General features: G+C 62.6%; 13 protein-coding genes. 7 read left to right on the forward strand and 6 right to left on the reverse strand.

What is annotated here, in order from left to right; all coding sequences use genetic code 11:
• Positions 1-147: 147 nt before the first annotated feature.
• On the forward strand, positions 148-1,131 hold the full coding sequence (locus QLG02_RS05055; RefSeq protein WP_215782954.1) for an aldo/keto reductase: 984 nt from the start codon (positions 148-150) through the stop codon (positions 1,129-1,131).
• A 326-nt stretch (positions 1,132-1,457) separates the two neighbouring features.
• A complete protein-coding gene (locus QLG02_RS05060) occupies positions 1,458-2,306 on the forward strand; it encodes an aldo/keto reductase (RefSeq protein ID WP_282464680.1) in 849 nt (282 codons plus the stop codon).
• Between the two features lie 129 nt (positions 2,307-2,435).
• Here QLG02_RS05060 and QLG02_RS05065 read toward each other — a convergent pair whose 3' ends face one another.
• Together QLG02_RS05065 and QLG02_RS05070 are read right to left on the reverse strand one after the other, a co-directional pair.
• Positions 2,436-4,073, reverse strand: coding sequence for a GGDEF domain-containing protein (locus QLG02_RS05065; protein WP_282464681.1), 1,638 nt, complete (start codon positions 4,071-4,073; stop codon positions 2,436-2,438).
• Between the two features lie 188 nt (positions 4,074-4,261).
• Positions 4,262-5,164 carry a LysR family transcriptional regulator gene (locus QLG02_RS05070; RefSeq protein WP_257684964.1) on the reverse strand — a complete coding sequence of 301 codons (903 nt, stop codon included), beginning with the start codon at positions 5,162-5,164 and terminating at the stop codon, positions 4,262-4,264.
• Positions 5,165-5,321: 157 nt separating this feature from the next.
• Between QLG02_RS05070 and QLG02_RS05075 the strand changes: the two genes are divergently transcribed.
• On the forward strand, positions 5,322-6,755 hold the full coding sequence (locus QLG02_RS05075; RefSeq protein WP_282464682.1) for a glycoside hydrolase family 1 protein: 1,434 nt from the start codon (positions 5,322-5,324) through the stop codon (positions 6,753-6,755).
• Positions 6,756-6,868: 113 nt separating this feature from the next.
• Here QLG02_RS05075 and QLG02_RS05080 read toward each other — a convergent pair whose 3' ends face one another.
• Together QLG02_RS05080 and QLG02_RS05085 are read right to left on the reverse strand one after the other, a co-directional pair.
• Positions 6,869-8,791 (reverse strand): bifunctional diguanylate cyclase/phosphodiesterase, encoded by a 1,923-nt coding sequence (locus tag QLG02_RS05080; protein WP_041217986.1) that lies wholly within the window; start codon positions 8,789-8,791, stop codon positions 6,869-6,871.
• A gap of 2 nt (positions 8,792-8,793) precedes the next feature.
• Entirely contained in the window at positions 8,794-9,279 is a 486-nt protein-coding gene (locus tag QLG02_RS05085; protein ID WP_077095518.1) for a molybdopterin-dependent oxidoreductase, read from the reverse strand.
• Between the two features lie 304 nt (positions 9,280-9,583).
• On the opposite strand from QLG02_RS05085, the gene QLG02_RS05090 reads away from it, so the two are divergent.
• Positions 9,584-10,873, forward strand: coding sequence for an HD domain-containing phosphohydrolase (locus tag QLG02_RS05090; RefSeq protein ID WP_043119658.1), 1,290 nt, complete (start codon positions 9,584-9,586; stop codon positions 10,871-10,873).
• Positions 10,874-10,918: 45 nt separating this feature from the next.
• Here the strand turns inward: QLG02_RS05090 and QLG02_RS05095 are convergent, their stop codons facing one another.
• On the reverse strand, positions 10,919-11,674 hold the full coding sequence (locus tag QLG02_RS05095; RefSeq protein ID WP_282464683.1) for an SDR family oxidoreductase: 756 nt from the start codon (positions 11,672-11,674) through the stop codon (positions 10,919-10,921).
• A 126-nt stretch (positions 11,675-11,800) separates the two neighbouring features.
• Between QLG02_RS05095 and QLG02_RS05100 the strand changes: the two genes are divergently transcribed.
• The 3 genes from QLG02_RS05100 (at position 11,801) to QLG02_RS05110 (ending at position 14,787) form a co-directional block, all read left to right on the forward strand.
• The gene (locus tag QLG02_RS05100) at positions 11,801-12,754 is read left to right on the forward strand and encodes a LysR family transcriptional regulator (protein WP_282464684.1); all 954 of its coding nucleotides are present in this window, start codon (positions 11,801-11,803) and stop codon (positions 12,752-12,754) included.
• A 164-nt stretch (positions 12,755-12,918) separates the two neighbouring features.
• Entirely contained in the window at positions 12,919-13,764 is an 846-nt protein-coding gene (gene nfo / locus QLG02_RS05105) for a deoxyribonuclease IV (RefSeq protein ID WP_282464685.1), read from the forward strand.
• A gap of 33 nt (positions 13,765-13,797) precedes the next feature.
• Positions 13,798-14,787: a Gfo/Idh/MocA family oxidoreductase gene (locus QLG02_RS05110; protein ID WP_282464686.1), complete on the forward strand. Its 990-nt coding sequence runs from the start codon at positions 13,798-13,800 to the stop codon at positions 14,785-14,787.
• A 115-nt stretch (positions 14,788-14,902) separates the two neighbouring features.
• Here the strand turns inward: QLG02_RS05110 and QLG02_RS05115 are convergent, their stop codons facing one another.
• The gene (locus QLG02_RS05115; RefSeq protein ID WP_282464687.1) at positions 14,903-15,811 is read right to left on the reverse strand and encodes a LysR substrate-binding domain-containing protein; all 909 of its coding nucleotides are present in this window, start codon (positions 15,809-15,811) and stop codon (positions 14,903-14,905) included.
• Positions 15,812-15,842: the final 31 nt, after the last annotated feature.

Here is a 15,842-nt window from a genome sequence, read left to right on the forward strand (position 1 = left end):
AGTTCGATGTTTATCCCATCTCTATAGTTCGTCCATCCAACGTGCCAGCCTTTAACGCTTGTCTCCCCTCGGTTGGGTTGAGACAAGAGGCTGAGCATCCATGGTTATCAGGGCAGTTCCGGCTGCATTGTGAGAACAGGAGCAAACATGCAAATACGTCAATTGGGTAACAGCGGGCTGACGGTGTCCGCCATCGGTCTGGGTTGCATGGGCTTGAGCTTTGGCTATGGCCCCGCGACCGACAAGGCAGAGGCGATCGCCCTGATCCGGCGTGCCTTTGAGCTCGGGGTCACCTTTTTCGATACCGCCGAGGCCTATGGCCCGGGCGACAACGAGTTGTTGCTGGGGGAGGCGCTGGCCCCATTTCGCGACAAGGTGGTGATCGCCACCAAGTTCGGCTTCAAAAATGGCAAGGTGCCTGATGGGCTGGACAGCCGGCCGGAGAATATCCGCGCCGTGGCGGAAGCATCGCTGCGCCGCCTCAATACCGATGTCATCGATCTCTTCTACCAGCACCGCGTCGATCCCGATGTGCCGATGGAGGACGTTGCAGGGACGGTGCGCGATCTTATTCAGGAGGGCAAGGTGCGTCACTTCGGCCTGTCCGAGGCCGGCGTCGATTCCATCCGCCGTGCCCACAAGGTGCAACCGGTAGCGGCGCTGCAGAGCGAATACTCCCTCTGGTGGCGGGAGCCGGAGCAGGGGATCCTGCCGCTGCTTGACGAGCTGGGGATAGGTTTCGTGCCGTTCAGCCCGCTCGGCAAGGGCTTTCTGACGGGAGCCATCAAGGCTGATACCCGGTTCGAGGCGAACGATTTTCGCAGCATAGTGCCGCGCTTTGCCGAAGGCGCCCGCGCGGCCAACCTGCGCCTGGTGGAGGTGCTGGGGGATCTGGCCGCCAGCAAGGGGGTGACGCCAGCCCAGATTGCGCTTGCCTGGTTGCTGGCCCAGCGGTCCTGGATCGTGCCCATTCCGGGCACCACCAAGCTGCACCGGCTGGAAGAGAACCTGGGGGCGGCTGCCATCAGGCTCGGCAGCCGCGAACTGGCCGATATTGACGCCGCCGTGGCAGGCATCGAGCTGGAAGGGGGGCGCTATCCGGCGCACCTGGGAAAACTGGTGGGGCGCTGAGGCTCCCTGCTGGAAAGCGAGCCCGGCCACTGCCGCGTGTCGAGACGCTGGTTCGCGTCGCCCCGATTCGCCGGGGCCGTTCTGTTGTTATGACTCACAGGAGCCGCGATGGCCGGTATCATCTCGCCTGTAGTGCAATCGGGGCTGCCCGAACACCAGGATTCCGCTCAGTATCGGGCGGGCCGGTTTCACAATCTGGTAGCGGGATTGAGCGGCGTTGCCATCTTGAAGGTCACCAAGATGCGGTTAACCGCAACCAGGCTGACTGGATCTGGCATGGTGGCGGCTGATGTCATGCCAATGACAAACAACACAAGGAGCAGATCATGCAAGCAGTAAAGCTGAACAATGACATCGAGATGCCCCTGCTGGGCTTTGGGGTCTTCCAGATGGCGGCGGCAGAGTGTGAACGTGCCGTCATCGAGGCCATCGATGCAGGTTACCGGCTGATCGATACCGCGGCCTCTTATCAGAATGAAACCCAGGTCGGCAACGGGATAAGGTTGAGTGGCATCGAGCGCGGCGAGCTGTTCATCACCACCAAACTCTGGTTGCAAGATGCCAACTATGAGGGGGCCAAGGCGCAATTCGAGCGTTCCTTGAACCGCCTGCAGCTCGATTATGTGGATCTTTATCTCATCCACCAGCCTTACGGGGATGTCCACGGCGCCTGGCGGGCGATGGCGGAGTTGCAGCAAGCCGGCAAGATCCGGGAGATTGGCGTCAGCAACTTCCACCCGGACCGGCTGGCGGATCTCATGGCCTTCAACAAGGTGGCGCCTGCCATCAACCAGATAGAGGTGAACCCCTTCAATCAGCAGCTGCATGCCGTGCCCTGGATACAGAGCAGACACATACAGCCGCAGGCGTGGGCTCCTTTCGCAGAGGGCAGAAACGGACTGTTCCAGCATCCGCAGCTAACCGCCATCGGGGCGAGACACGGGAAAAGTGTGGGGCAGGTAGTGCTGCGCTGGCTGTACCAGCGAGGCATAGCGGCGCTGGCCAAGTCTGTGCGCAAGGAGCGGATGGAGGAGAATCTCGCTATCTTCGACTTTGAACTCAGTCATGAGGAGATGGTACAGATAGCGGCGCTCGATATGGCGGTCAGCGCCTTCTTCTCGCACCGCGATCCGGCCATGGTGGAGTGGCTGACTCAGCGCAGGCTCGACGTCTGATCGGGTCAATGAGCCATCGAGTCGGGCCATGCGCTGGCTGACGGCGAACCGCCTGTCGCATCAAGCCGCTTGCCGCAGCAGACGCCCATGACCCCGGATCTGTACACCTGGTTGCCCAGCTGACGTTGTCTAGCCGTGCTGCACGCGTTCGGGGGCATCTTCGGGCGGTGGCAGGGCGCCATCAGATGGGATCTGCTGGTCACGACCGGCCTGCACGGTACGATTGCGTCCCCGTCGCTTGGCTTCATAAAGTGCCTGGTCGGCCTGCTTCAGGACGGCGTTGAGATCGTCATCGCTGCCTGGCCAATGGGCGACCCCGAGCGAGATGGTGATGTGGCCTGCGCCGGGCATGGGGTGCGCGGCAACCCGCTGGCGCAGCCGCTCGGCGATCTCGAAGGCGAGAGGGAGCGACAGCCCGGGCAGCAAGATCAGAAACTCTTCACCGCCGCTGCGGCACACGGCATCGGCCTGCCTGGCGCCTTGCTGCATCAGGGTGGCGAGGGTGGCCAGCACCTGATCCCCGACATCATGACCGAAGCCGTCATTGATCTGCTTGAAATGGTCGATATCCAGTGCAATCACGGCGAGGGGTTGGCTCAGCGCCTGATAGCTGTCGAGCACCTGCTGCATGCCCCGGCGGTTGAACAGACCGGTCATGGCGTCGGTATGGCTGTCATTGTGCAGCTGGGTGATCCGGGTATTGAGCAGCCCCAGCCCCTTGAGCATGGCCTGCTTGAGCTGCGCCGCCTCGAAGTACCAGACCCGGATCCTGGCGATGTTCTTGAGCGACTCCTGCTGATCCATCAGCTTGGCCTTGTGGGCCAGCTGCCACAGCGGCCTGGAGATGAAGATGGCGGAAATCCAGATGAACAGCAGGATCAGCAGGTTGATGGGAATGATCTTGAGCAGCACCCGCATCATCTGCTGATCCAGCCCGGTCAGGGTGGCGGCGCGGGGACGCTGCGCCACCACTCCCCAGTGGGTCTGGCGGATGGGGGCAAAGCCGGCCAGCATCTCGGTGCCTGTCTCGTCGGTCAGCTCGAGCGCCCCCTCTTCGCCGTTCAACACCCGATCGACCACCCCGTTGTCACGGATTTTTTCACCTACCCTGGCACGGTCCGGGTGATAGATGCGGGTTCTGTTGCGATCGACCACATAGAGGGAGGAGCCATCCTGGTAGTAGTGCTGGCCCAGCATGCCGGAGAGCAGATTGGGTGACTGGAGATAGATGGTGCCCGCCACATAGCCGAGATAATTCTTCTCCTTGTCGAAGATGGGGCTGGAGAGGCTGATGAGATAGTTGCCGGAGAGCGAGATAAAGGGATCCGTGATCACCGGCCGCCGGGTCGTGATGGCGGCTCTGGAACCGGCGGAGGTGAGCTTGGCGCCCTTGATCTTGAGGGTATCCGGATAGACGCTCACCACCACGGCGTCGGCATTGACCACGGCCACCGAGTTGAACGTCGCGGTCTGCTGTTGCAAGCGTCGGACTTCACCCAGCAGGACCTCGTCATCGGCCATGGCAGGGGCGAGCAGGGTGGCGCTGTAGGCCAGCTGGCTCTGGCTGGACTGGATCATGGTATTGGTCATGTCGGCCAGCTTGGCGGCGTAGACGCGGTTGGCATCCAGGGTATTGGAGATCAACAGCTCCCGTTGCGCCTCGTAGGTGGCATAGAAACTGTTGCTCAGGGTCGCCATGACGCCGACGACGGCCAGCGCCAGGATCAGACGACGCAGATCAATTTTCAATAACCGGTGAAGCAGCATGGCAGTGTGGCATCCGCGATGAGGGTGAGTGATCGTAAAACGATTGATTCTAATGGAGCCAACTGCCGAAAAGCTATCACTATCCAACCCCCTTCTTCACCATAATCACTTGATCGGCAAAGGGATGTCAGCGCTATCACCAAGCGGCCGCCTGCCAGGAGGGGGGAAGGCAGAGGCGCCGAGCAGGCTCATGGCTGCTCTGGAGAAGGCCCCGCTTGCAGCGTGGGAGCTGGCTCACTCAGGTCGGCGACAATCTGCCAGAAGGCGTCGATGAGCGGGCCCTTGCTGTGGGGCGGGCGGATGAGGCCGATGATCCAGCTCGCTTCGGTATCATGCAGCTGCAGGGTCAGCACATCCGGGTGCTCTATGGTGGTGGAGGAGGGCACCAGGGTCCAGGCGATGTCGGCTGCGGCGGTGGCGACGCCGGCGGCGAAGTCGTTGACGTACTGGATATCGCGAAAGCGCAGCCCGCTCTGGGCCAGATAGTTCATCAGGTGATCATAAAACGAGGGGGCCTTGTCCCGGCGCAAGATAGCCAGCGGCTTGTCCACCAGATCCGCCAGTTCGCTCGCGCCGGCGTAGCTGGCCGGCAGCACGGCGACAAAGTGTGCCCGCACCACCGGCAGGCAGTGCCACCCCTTGGGAGCGGGCAGGCGGCAAAAACCGAGGTCCAGCTTGCCCTCGCTCAAGGCCAGCAACTGGTGGTGAGTAGAGAGATCGTTGAGCTCTATGGTGACCTGCGGGCGTTCGGTGCGAAAACGGGCGATGGCGGCGGGTACCAGGATCTTGGTGGCAACCCCGAAGCCGATGCGCAGGGTGCCGCTGTTGCCCGCCAGCACGTCACGGGCGGTGCGACCGAGCTGCTCGCTGGCCGCCACCAAGGCGCTGGCATCCTGGTAAAGAGCCCGCCCCAGCACGGTGAGGCGGGTACTGCTGGCATTGCGCTCGAACAGCTCGCCGCCCAGCTCCTCTTCCAGCCGCCGTATTTGCTTGCTCAGGGCCGACTGGGTGACGTGCTGGCGTACCGCTGCCTGACCGAAGTGCAGCACTTCTCCCAGGGTGACGAAGGCTTTCAGATCCCGTAACTCCATTCCGGCCCCTATGATTCCTGTTTGGAATGTTGAATGGTTTGATTTGTCATTGGACGGAATTTTATAACTGTTCGATGCTTATGCCAATTCCATTGGGCGCCGCCAGTCGGCGCGATAAAGGTGGCAGGTGCCACCGCCGTAGAAGGAGCAACCCCAGATGCATCACCACAAGTTCAACGACTTCCCCGCCGATTTTCTATGGGGCGCCGCCTCCGCCGCCTACCAGGTGGAAGGGGCCTGGAACGCCGATGGCAAGGGTCCCTCGGTGTGGGATCTGTTCACCAAGCTGCCGGGCAAGACCTTTGAAGGCAGCAACGGCGACGTGGCGGTGGATCACTATCACCGCATGGAGGAGGACGTGGCGCTGATGGCGGAAATGGGGCTCAAGGCCTACCGCTTCTCGGTGAGCTGGCCGCGCATCTATCCCACTGGCCGCGGCGAGGTGAACGAGGCGGGGCTGGCCTTTTACGAGAAACTCATCGATACCCTGCTGGCTCACCAGATAGAGCCGGTGCTCACCCTCTATCACTGGGACTTGCCCCAGGCGCTGCAGGATGAGTACGGTGGTTGGGAAGACCGACGCATCATCGAGGATTTCGAGCGCTACTGCGTGACCCTGTATCAACGTTTTGCCGGCAAGGTGAAATATTGGGTGTCGCTCAACGAGCAGAACTACAACCTGACCAACGCCTATCAGCTCGGTACCCACCCGCCCGCAGCGCAGGATCGCAAGCGCTTCTTTGCCGCCAACCACATCGCGTTTCTGGCCAACGCCCGGGTCATCAAGGCGTTCCGCCAGCATGTGCCGGGGGGGCTGATCGGCCCAAGCTTTGCCTACTCGCCCGCCTATCCGGCGTCGTGCGACCCGAAAGACATGCTGGCGTTTGAAAACGCCGAGGAGTTCACCAACCTCTGGTGGCTGGATGCCTACTGCTTTGGCCGCTATCCGCAGGCGGCGCTTGCCTACCTGCGGGAAACCGGCGAGGCGCCGGATATCCTGCCCGGCGATCTCGAGCTGCTGCGGGAAGGGACGCCCGACTACATCGGGGTCAACTACTACTACACCCTGACCTTCACCGACAACCCGCTCGGCGGCCAGACCCTGCAGCGCATCAACACCACGGGGCAGAAGGGTACCACCCCCTCGAGCGGCATTCCCGGCCTCTACAAGACGGCCCCCAACCCGCACTTGGAGACCAGCAACTGGGACTGGGCCATCGACCCGACCGGGATGCGCATCGCCCTGCGCCGGCTTTCTTCCCGCTACGGTCTGCCGCTGATGATCACCGAGAACGGCCTCGGCGAGTTTGACAAGCTGGCAGAGGGAGATCGGGTGCACGACGACTACCGCATCGACTATCTGCGCAGCCACGTCAAGGCGTGCCAGGAGGCGCTGCAGGACGGGGTGGAACTGCTGGGCTATTGCGCCTGGTCGTTCACCGACATCCTGAGCTGGCTTAACGGCTACCAGAAGCGCTACGGCTTCGTCTTTGTGGAGCGTGACGAGCAGGGCGGCTCCCTACGCCGGCTCAAGAAGGACAGCTTCTACTGGTACCAGACGGTAATAAGCTCGGGCGGCAAAACGCTCTAGACAAACTGAGCAGCAGTACTTTGACAGGCTCCGCCCACCGGCGGGGCTTGTTGTTTTTGGTGGGAACGAGACGGTGAGGCGAAAGAGGGGGTGGCCCGCAATGGGATGTGAGGTCAGTGATAGCTGACGTCCACGCTCTCCTCGGCGCTGTGGGCCAGATGGGTCATGGCATAGATGAAAAATTCGGCAGGGGAGAGCGGCTTGGAGTAGTAGTAGCCCTGGATCTCGTCCACCCCGATATGGGCCAGCTGCTGCAGTTCATGCAGGCTCTCCACCCCCTCGGCCACCACTACCAGCCCCAGCTGATGGGATAGCTTGGTGATGGACTCGACGAACATGAATTGCCGCGGGTCGGTCTCGATGTTGCTGACGAAGGACTTGTCAATCTTGAGCTTGTCAAAGCTCAGGGACATCAGATAGGAGAAGGAGGACCAGCCGGTGCCGAAATCATCCAGTGCGATGCGCACGTGGATGTGTTTGAGCTCCTTGAAGATGCGCTGGCTGAGCGGCAGATCGTCGAGGGCGATGGTCTCGGTCAGCTCCAGAATGAGCTGTTCGGCGCGCAGCGGGCTCTGTTGCAGCATCTCGTTCACCTGGTGGAACAGGGCCGGGGTGAACATGGAGTTGGAGAGGTTGATGGCCAGCTCCAGCTTGTCCACGAAGCTGGCCGGCAGCTGCGACATGTCGTGGTTGACCCGGCTGAAGATCCATTTGCCGAGCAGCTCGCCGAGGCCGTTCTCCTCCGCCATGGCGATGATGTCCAGCGGGTTGATGAAGCCGTATTCGGGGTGATGCCAGCGGATCAGCACCTCGGCTCCCATGTTGTAGGCATTGCCCGGTTTTATCACCGGCTGATAGTGCAGATAGAGGGTGCTGTTGGAGATGATATTCAGATGTTCACGCAGCTCGGCAGCCAATTTCCGGTTGCGACTGTAGTGCTCGAACATCCGGTGGTTGAACACTTGCAGGTGGTTCTCCTTGAGCTTTTTGGCATTGGCGAGGGCAATGTCGGCGAACAGGATCAGCTCCTCGATCTTGTGGGCCGTGATGGGGTGCTGGCTTATTCCCATGCTGACGCGCACCCGGTGCGCCGGATCGGCCTGAAAGACGGTGGGCCTCAATTCATCCAGCAGCCGGACAAGGTAGGGAACACGGTGCTCGATGGGCATGGCGCCATAGATGAAGAGGGCAAATTCATCGCCGCCCATGCGGGCGATGAAGGCCTGGTCATGGGCATACTCTCTGATCTGGTTGGCCACCATGGTGAGCAGTTCATCCCCGGCGGCATAGCCCAGGCTGTCGTTGACCTCCTTGAAGTTGTTCAACTCGACCAGGCAGATGGTCAGGGTAGCGTCGGCGGGCTGCTTGCCCTTGGCCAGTCGCTCCAGCCGGGTCATGAAGGCGGCCCGGTTGGGCAGCAGGGTCAGTGGGTCGTTCCAGGCCAGGAAGTATTGCAGCTTCATCTCCCGGGAGACCACGAACAGGATGAGCAGGCCGATGGCCAGCAGGACGACCAGCACCAGTACGTGCCCTTCCTTGGACTGCTGCAGCTCCTGACGCTGCTTGATGGCGGAGGGGCCGGTGAAGTTCATCACCATCAGGTCCCGGATGGAAGGCAACAGCTTGCTTAGCCTAGTTTCCATCTCGGCCAGCCGGGCTGAATCGGGGGTGGGGTTGACCACGTCCTGCTCATACTCCTTGAGCACCTCAAAGAAGGCGCCGACTCTCTCGCTGGCCTGGTAGCGGGAACGAATAAGCGCGGTCTCTTGTCCGGTCAGGAAGATGTCCAGCCGGTTCCAGGCGATGTCATAGGCCTTGTTCAACTGCCCGGCATCGGTCTGACCGCTGCGATAGAGCGACAGCTGCTCGTCAAAACCGTGCAGCTCCAGTTCCAGCTGGGCCAGAGACCAGGCGGAGAGCTGGTTGTATTTGACCATGTCATTGAAGGTGCGATCGTAATTGAAGAGTGACCAGATGGTCACCCCCAGAAAGGAGACCATGATAAAGGCAAGGGAGAGGAACTTGCCCTTGATCATCGTTACATCCCTTCAAGCTTGAGCACTTGCCACACCATCAGGCTGTGATATTGCTCGATATTGAGCTCGGGGTGGTCCGACAGGGGGTAGATGACCCAGACTGGGCCCTTGTTGCGCAGGGTCAGAGCCTTGCCATCTTCCTCGATGGCCAGCAGCACGGGGTATTTCTCGACATCTTGCCGCGGGATCACCGCGAAGTAGTCGTTCTGGGCCATCACTTTTATCTTGTCGGCAGTGACGCCGAGGGTATCGAGCACCGTCTTGAGCAAGACGCCGCGATAGACATGGGAGCCCTTGGTCCAGGGAGTGGTAGTGGTGACGCTGGCTTGCGGCAGCGCCTGCAGCTGGGCACGGCTGTACTCCTTCTTGTCGGCGTTGTTGCAGCAACCCTTGGCGGCGACGCTGAGGATGACTTCATCGGCACTGTAGGCCTGGCCGCAGAAGAGTAAAGACAAGAGGTAAAACAGGGGTAAGGTTAGCGCTTTCATGGTGGGTTCCTTATGGGAAACTCATTGATATCCAGCCTGTTGAGGCCGTTGCGCTCTAACCATAGACCATTTCCGAATGACTATTACCCATGGATTTCCGGCATTTGGCGACGCTCTGGAGTGACGACATTGTTCGCACAACGGGCACACATATTGCCCGATTGATCCAACTCATCTTTTTGTCAATTAGCGTGGGTGCAGAGAGAGCCGCGCCCGTCGAGACCCTGTTTCCTGATTTAGATTCAATGTGTTAACTCGGCCCCAGACACGGGATGTTTCACGTTGGCAGATGTGGATGCGCATCATGAACAGCAACACCCCTCATACCCGCAGCGGTGAGCACGTTTCCCAGCAGGTTGATTTGCGCCAGGTGGTATACGCCTTGTCGGCGTCGCTGGATCTGGTCGGCATCGGCGATGTGGCGCACGGCAAGCGGGTCGGCATCATGGCCGCCGAGTGCGGCAAGGCGCTGGGAGCCAATGCCAGCGAGCGAGCCTGCCTGTTCGAGCTGGGGGTGCTGCACGACATCGGCGTCTCCTCCACCTTCATCCACAGCCATCTGGTCAGCGAGTTTGACTGGGAGTCCTCCCAGTTCCACTGCGAGGTCGGTCATGACCTGCTCAAGGACTTTCCACCGCTGGCGCCCCTGGCCGACCCCATCCGTTATCACCACACCCACTGGCACCGGTTGGTACAAACCCCTGGACTGGCGGCGGGCGTGATGCGCCAGGCCAATCTCATTTTTCTGGTGGACCGGGTGGATGCACTGGCGGCACCTCATTACGGCGACGGCTCCCTGTTGATGCACACCCACGAGATCCGGCAACGGATCGAGGCGTGTGCCGGTGAGTTTTTCGATCCCGAGCTGGTGGCGGCCTTCCTCTTGGCGTCCCGCTCGGAGGCGTTCTGGCTGCAACTGGAGGGGCGTGCCATCAGCGACTACATGCACGACATGCTGAGCGAGCGGGAACCCTGTCTCACCAGCAACGGCGAGCTCAAGCAGCTGGCGCGGATCTTCTCGGCCATCGTCGATGCCAAGAGTCCCTTCACCGTGGCCCACTCCCTCGGCGTGGCCAGACTGGCCCGGCTGCTGGCCGAGCTGATGGGCATTGAAGAGGGGCACTGCGAGCAGCTGGAGATTGCCGGGTTGCTGCACGATCTCGGCAAGCTGCGGGTGCCTGACGAAATCCTCGACAAGCCGGGGTCACTCGATGAACGGGAGCGGGCCATCATCAATACCCACAGTTTCGAGACTTATCAGATCCTGCGCCATATCGACGGCTTTGAGGCCATCGCCCTGTGGGCCTCCTATCACCATGAAGAGCCCAATGGCTGCGGTTACCCTTTCCACCTGACCGCCGAAGCGATGCCGCTGGAGGCGAGGATCCTGCGGGTGGCCGACATCTTCCAGGCCATGGTGCAGAACAGACCCTACCGGGAGGGGTTGAGCGCCGGGCAGGCGCTCGGCTTTTTGCAGCAACTGGCCAGCCAGCGCCGGGTCGATGTGGAAGTGGTTGCGACCCTGGCCGCCCATCTGCCGCAGGCGCTGTGTGCCGCCTGCGGACAGGCGCCTGACGTCAGCTCAAGCCACTGACGGGCTGCCGCTGTTGACAGCGCCGTATCCTCTGCGGGGATAGACCTATAGAAACATGCCGCCCGAGGCTTCGATGCGCTGGGCATTGATCCAGCGGCTGTCAGGGGAGAGCAGGGCGGCAATCACGCCGCCGATGTCTTCCGGTTGGCCCACCCGTCCCAGGGCGGTCTGACTGGCGATGAAGTCGTTGACGGCCTGATTGTCTCGCACCACACCCCCGCCAAAGTCGGTCTCGATGGCCCCCGGCGCCACCACGTTGACGGCGATGCCGCGCGGCCCCAGCTCCTTGGCCAAATAGCGGGTCAGCACTTCGACACCCCCCTTCATGGCCGCATAGGCGGCATAACCGGGCAGCGCAAAGCGGGTGAGCCCGCTTGACAGGTTGAGGATGCGCCCGCCATCGCGGATCAGCGGCAGCAACTGTTGCGTCAGAAAGAACACCCCCTTCAGGTGAATGTTGAACAGGGTATCGAACTGCTGTTCGGTGGTCTGTTCTATGGCTGCGTGAATGCCGATGCCGGCGTTGTTGACCAGAAAATCGATCTGCTGGCGCTGCCATGCGCCCAGCTGCTCCTGCACCTGGCTGGCGAAGGCGGCAAAGCTGCTGCTGTCGGTCACATCGAGGGGCAGGGCACGGGCCTTGACGCCGAGTGCGGTCGCCTCGGCCACCACGGCGGCCGCGTCATCGGCCTGACTGCGATAGGTGATGATGAGGTCGACGCCGCGGGCGGCGAGGGCCAGCGCCGCCTGTTTGCCAAGGCCGCGGCTGGCGCCGGTGATGAGTGCGATGGGGTGGGCCATGAGGGGACTCCTGTCTGTGGGTAATGCGCTCGGGATGAGCCGGTGTGATCACTCTATTGTCCGTTGTTGATTGGATAAATAAGGTGATAATGAATGCACTGTTCCAATTGGTGAGACAATGGCGGCATGGATCAACTGGATGCGATGAGGATGTTTGTGCGGGTGGCGGAGCTGGAGAGCTTTACCCGCAGTGCCGAACAGCTAGGAGTCCCCAAGGCGACGCTCTCGGCGACCATTCGGCGGCTGGAGGAGCAGATGGGCACCCGCTTGCTGCAACGCACCACCCGGCGGGTGCAACTGACCCCGGATGGCAAGCTCTGTTACGCCCGCTGCCAGGATCTGCTGGCGGACATGGAGGAGTTCAACGCGCTGTTTCGCCAGCAGGGGCAGCTGAGCGGCCAGCTGCGGGTGGACATGCCGAGCCGGATGGCCCGCCATCTGGTGATCCCGGCGCTGCCCGCCTGGCTTGCGGCCCACCCCGACCTGCAACTGCTGCTGAGCAGCACGGACCGGCGGGTCGATCTGGTGCGGGAGGGCTTTGACTGCGTGATCCGGGTCGGGGCACTCGAGCCCTCCAGCCTGGTGGCACGCCCCCTCGGTCACTACCGTCAGATCAACTGTGCCAGCGCTGCCTACTTGGCCCACCATGGGACACCACGCAACCTGAGCGAGCTGAGCGACCATCGGCTGGTGCACTACGGTGGCGGCAGCGGGCCCAGAGAGAGCGGTTTCGAGTATCTGCAGGCGGATGGCTCGCGCGCCGTGTTGACGATGAGCGGGGCGCTCACGGTGAACGACAGCGAATCCTATCTGGCGGCGGCGCTGGCCGGGCTTGGCATCATCCAGCTGCCGCGAGTCGGGGTGGAGCCACTGCTGGCCAGCGGCGAGCTGGTGGCCATCCTGCCAAAGTGGCAGGCGCCGCCGCTGCCCATTCACGCCCTCTATGCCCATCGCCGTCAGCTGGCCCCCCGGGTGCAGGCGTTCATCCATTGGCTGAGCGGCATTCTGGCGTCGGCACTGGAGCCTGGCGGACTGTGCGATGGCGGGCAGCAAAGCGTCGGGAGCGACGCGGCCGATTAACTCGTTGACGTTACTCTCATCGGCGGCCAGTGCTGCGGGCCTCTCTATGGTTGCCATCGACAATCCCGGTTTGGCGCAAGGAGGGCAGCTTGGCATAATGGCGCCCCATGTTGGCCGCCTCTTTGCTGCGCGGCCAGACCCAGCAACAGTGCAGAGGAGATGAGATGAAATTTATCGGAGCCCACGTCAGTGCGGCCGGCGGGGTGGAGAATACCATCGCCCGTGCCCAGGCCATCGGCGCCAACGCCTTCGCCCTGTTTACCAAGAACCAGCGCCAGTGGCAGGCGGCGCCGCTCTCCGAGGCCAGCATCCGCGCCTTCAAGCTGGCCTGCAAGAAGGGGGGCTTTCGCCCCGAGCAGATCCTGCCCCACGACAGCTACCTCATCAATCTGGGTCATCCCGACCCCGACGGCCTCGCCAAGTCTCGCGATGCCTTTCTGGACGAAATGAAGCGCTGCGAACAGCTGGGACTCTGCTACCTCAATTTTCATCCGGGCAGCCACCTGAAGCAGATCCCGGAGGCGGCCAGCCTCAAGCTGGTGAGCGAATCCATCAACTGGGCGCTGGAGCGCAGCCAGGGGGTGACGGCGGTGATCGAAAACACCGCCGGCCAGGGCACCAACCTCGGCTGGTCGTTCGAGCATCTGGCCACCATCATCGACGGGGTGGAAGACAAGAGCCGGGTCGGCATCTGCTTTGACACCTGCCACGCCTTTGCCGCCGGTTATGACCTGCGCACCGCAGAGGCTTGCGCCGCCGTCTTTGCCGAGTTCGAACAGACGGTGGGCTTCAACTATCTGAAGGGGATGCACATCAACGGCGCCAAGTGCACCTTCGGCAGCCGGGTTGATCGTCACCACAGCCTGCGCGAGGGGAACCTGGGGGAGGCGGTGTTCCATCACATCATGAATGACCATCGCTTCGATGGCATTCCGCTGATCCTGGAGACCATTGACGAGTCCATCTGGGGCGACGAGATCCGCTGGTTGCGCAGCCTGGCAAAGGCATGATGACCTACCGGCAGACAGCATAAGGAAACAGGGATGCAGCAGAGATCAAGCGACCAGCCGCTGCGCTGGGGCATTGCCGGGGCGGGGGCCATTGCCCGCCGTTTTTGTCAGGATGTGAATGGGCACGCCAGTGGCGGCCGGGTGGTGGCGATCGCCGCCCGTGATCAAGCGCGGGCGCAGGCCTTTGCCGACGAGCAGGGCTTGCCCCACGCCCACGGCAGCTATCAGGCGCTGGCGGCCAGCCCCCAGGTGGAGGCGGTCTATGTGGCGGTGATCCACCCGGAGCACGCCGCCCTGATCGAACTCATGCTGCTGGCGGGCAAGCACGTGCTGGTGGAAAAACCGGCGGTGACCCGGGTGGCGGACTGGGATCGGCTGGTGCGGCTCGCCGCCGAGCGGGGCCTGCTGTTGATGGAGGCGATGAAGGTGATGTGCTTCCCCGCCATGCGTGAATTGCTGGGGCGGCTTGCCGCCCTGCCGGCCCCCGACAGGCTGCGGGCCGCCTTTGGTTCGGTGCAGGCGCGGGACGGCAAGCTGTTCGACCCGGCGCTGGCCGGCGGCGCCGCCTGGGATGTGGGGGTTTATCCGCTCTGGCTCTATGCCGCCCTGTGTCACCAGCTCGGGCTGGCGGCGGGTGAGCCCGAGGTCACGCTGTCTCGCCAGGAGAGCGAGGTGGACGAAGCCGCCCGCTTTGATTTTTCCGGCCCGCTCAAGGCCGAACTCACCGCCTCCATCGTGGCGGACCTCGACAAGTCGGCCTGGCTGTCCGGGCCCGGCTGGGCGCTGGAGCTGGTGGGCAAGTGGTGGAATCCCCAGCAGATAGCGTGGCGTGGCGGCGATCCTCTGCCTGCCTGGCCACACGACATCGCGCTGCCGGTCGGGGGCGGCGGCATGCAGCACGAGGCGGATCACTTTGCCGCCTGCGTCAGACAAGGATTGAGCGACTCGCCCTGGGTGCCGCAGGCGCTGAGCAGACAAGTGCTGGGCTGGGTCGAGCGGGGATTGCAGCCCGCGAAACGCTGAGTCACAAGGCTGAATGACAAAGAGGGAGAGCCTGGGCTCTCCCTCTTCTATTGCAACCGATATCCTGGTGGCAAGGGTAGTGCCGGACAATAGGCTGCCCGATCATCCCATTGGCTCAGGTGCTGCTGGCCTCGCTGGAGAGCACATCCTCCTGGGCGCGGCAAAATTGCAGAAAGCGGCGCAGGGTGGCGGAGTGATACTTCTGCCGGTGCCAGATGAGGGAGAGCTGACGGGGGAAGCGACGGGTCAGGGGCAGGGCCACCAGACGACAAGCCTGCAACCGATCCGACACCGCCAGGTGGGAGATGAAGGAGATGCCGAGCCCCTTCTCGACCGCCAGCATTACCGCCTCCAGGGTGTTGAGCTCGAGCCCCGCCTGCCAACGGGGCAGTTCGGACTGGATCTGCTGCTCGAACTGCTCGCGGCTGCCGGACTGGGGCTCGCGCAGCACCCAGGTCTCATCGCTCAGCTGGGCGAGGGAGAGACGGCTGCGGCCGGCGAGGGGGTGAGCGGGCTGGGCCACGATCAGCATCTCGTCGTGGAGCCAGGGCTCGCTGACCAGATCCGGGTGGTGGTTCTCCCCCTCGATCAGCGCCAGATCCAGCTCGAAGTTGGCCAGCAGGTGGCAGAGCTGGTGGGTATTGGTGATGGTGACCCGGGGCGGTTGCCCCAGCTCCTGCTTGCTGGTGGCGAGCAGGGCCGGCAGCAGGTAGTTGCCGATGGTCTGACTGGCGCCGAGGCGCAGCTGGCCGCTCGGTTCGGCATCCGGGCTGAACAGGGTCTCGATGTCCTGCATCCGGGTCAGCAGCTCCTCGGCCGCCGGTTGCAGCAGGCGCCCCTCGTTGTTGAGCTGCAATCTGGGGTGAATGCGATCGAACAGCGGGGTGGCGAGCTGGCGCTCCAGCTCCTGCAACGACTGGGAGACGGCGCCCTTGCTCAGGCACAGTTCATTGGCGGCCAGCCCCAGATTGCCGTAACGGGCGATGGTGGCAAAGACCTTGAGTTGTTGCAGGGTCAGCTTCATGTTTGGATATCCTGAACGATTGATTTAATTC

Origin of the sequence: Aeromonas sp. V90_14 (assembly GCF_029967615.1) — a bacterium.
In the GTDB taxonomy this organism is placed as follows: Bacteria; Pseudomonadota; Gammaproteobacteria; order Enterobacterales; family Aeromonadaceae; genus Aeromonas; species Aeromonas hydrophila.

What these genes read in the sequence shown, in the direction of transcription:
- QLG02_RS05100 (WP_282464684.1), top strand. Translation starts at nt 11,801, where the DNA reads ATGGATCAACTGGATGCGATGAGGATGTTTGTGCGGGTGGCGGAGCTG.
- QLG02_RS05115 (WP_282464687.1), bottom strand. Translation starts at nt 15,811, where the DNA reads ATGAAGCTGACCCTGCAACAACTCAAGGTCTTTGCCACCATCGCCCGT.
- nfo (WP_282464685.1), top strand. Translation starts at nt 12,919, where the DNA reads ATGAAATTTATCGGAGCCCACGTCAGTGCGGCCGGCGGGGTGGAGAAT.
- QLG02_RS05110 (WP_282464686.1), top strand. Translation starts at nt 13,798, where the DNA reads ATGCAGCAGAGATCAAGCGACCAGCCGCTGCGCTGGGGCATTGCCGGG.
- QLG02_RS05055 (WP_215782954.1), top strand. Translation starts at nt 148, where the DNA reads ATGCAAATACGTCAATTGGGTAACAGCGGGCTGACGGTGTCCGCCATC.
- QLG02_RS05060 (WP_282464680.1), top strand. Translation starts at nt 1,458, where the DNA reads ATGCAAGCAGTAAAGCTGAACAATGACATCGAGATGCCCCTGCTGGGC.
- QLG02_RS05090 (WP_043119658.1), top strand. Translation starts at nt 9,584, where the DNA reads ATGAACAGCAACACCCCTCATACCCGCAGCGGTGAGCACGTTTCCCAG.
- QLG02_RS05080 (WP_041217986.1), bottom strand. Translation starts at nt 8,791, where the DNA reads ATGATCAAGGGCAAGTTCCTCTCCCTTGCCTTTATCATGGTCTCCTTT.
- QLG02_RS05070 (WP_257684964.1), bottom strand. Translation starts at nt 5,164, where the DNA reads ATGGAGTTACGGGATCTGAAAGCCTTCGTCACCCTGGGAGAAGTGCTG.
- QLG02_RS05065 (WP_282464681.1), bottom strand. Translation starts at nt 4,073, where the DNA reads ATGCTGCTTCACCGGTTATTGAAAATTGATCTGCGTCGTCTGATCCTG.
- QLG02_RS05085 (WP_077095518.1), bottom strand. Translation starts at nt 9,279, where the DNA reads ATGAAAGCGCTAACCTTACCCCTGTTTTACCTCTTGTCTTTACTCTTC.
- QLG02_RS05095 (WP_282464683.1), bottom strand. Translation starts at nt 11,674, where the DNA reads ATGGCCCACCCCATCGCACTCATCACCGGCGCCAGCCGCGGCCTTGGC.
- QLG02_RS05075 (WP_282464682.1), top strand. Translation starts at nt 5,322, where the DNA reads ATGCATCACCACAAGTTCAACGACTTCCCCGCCGATTTTCTATGGGGC.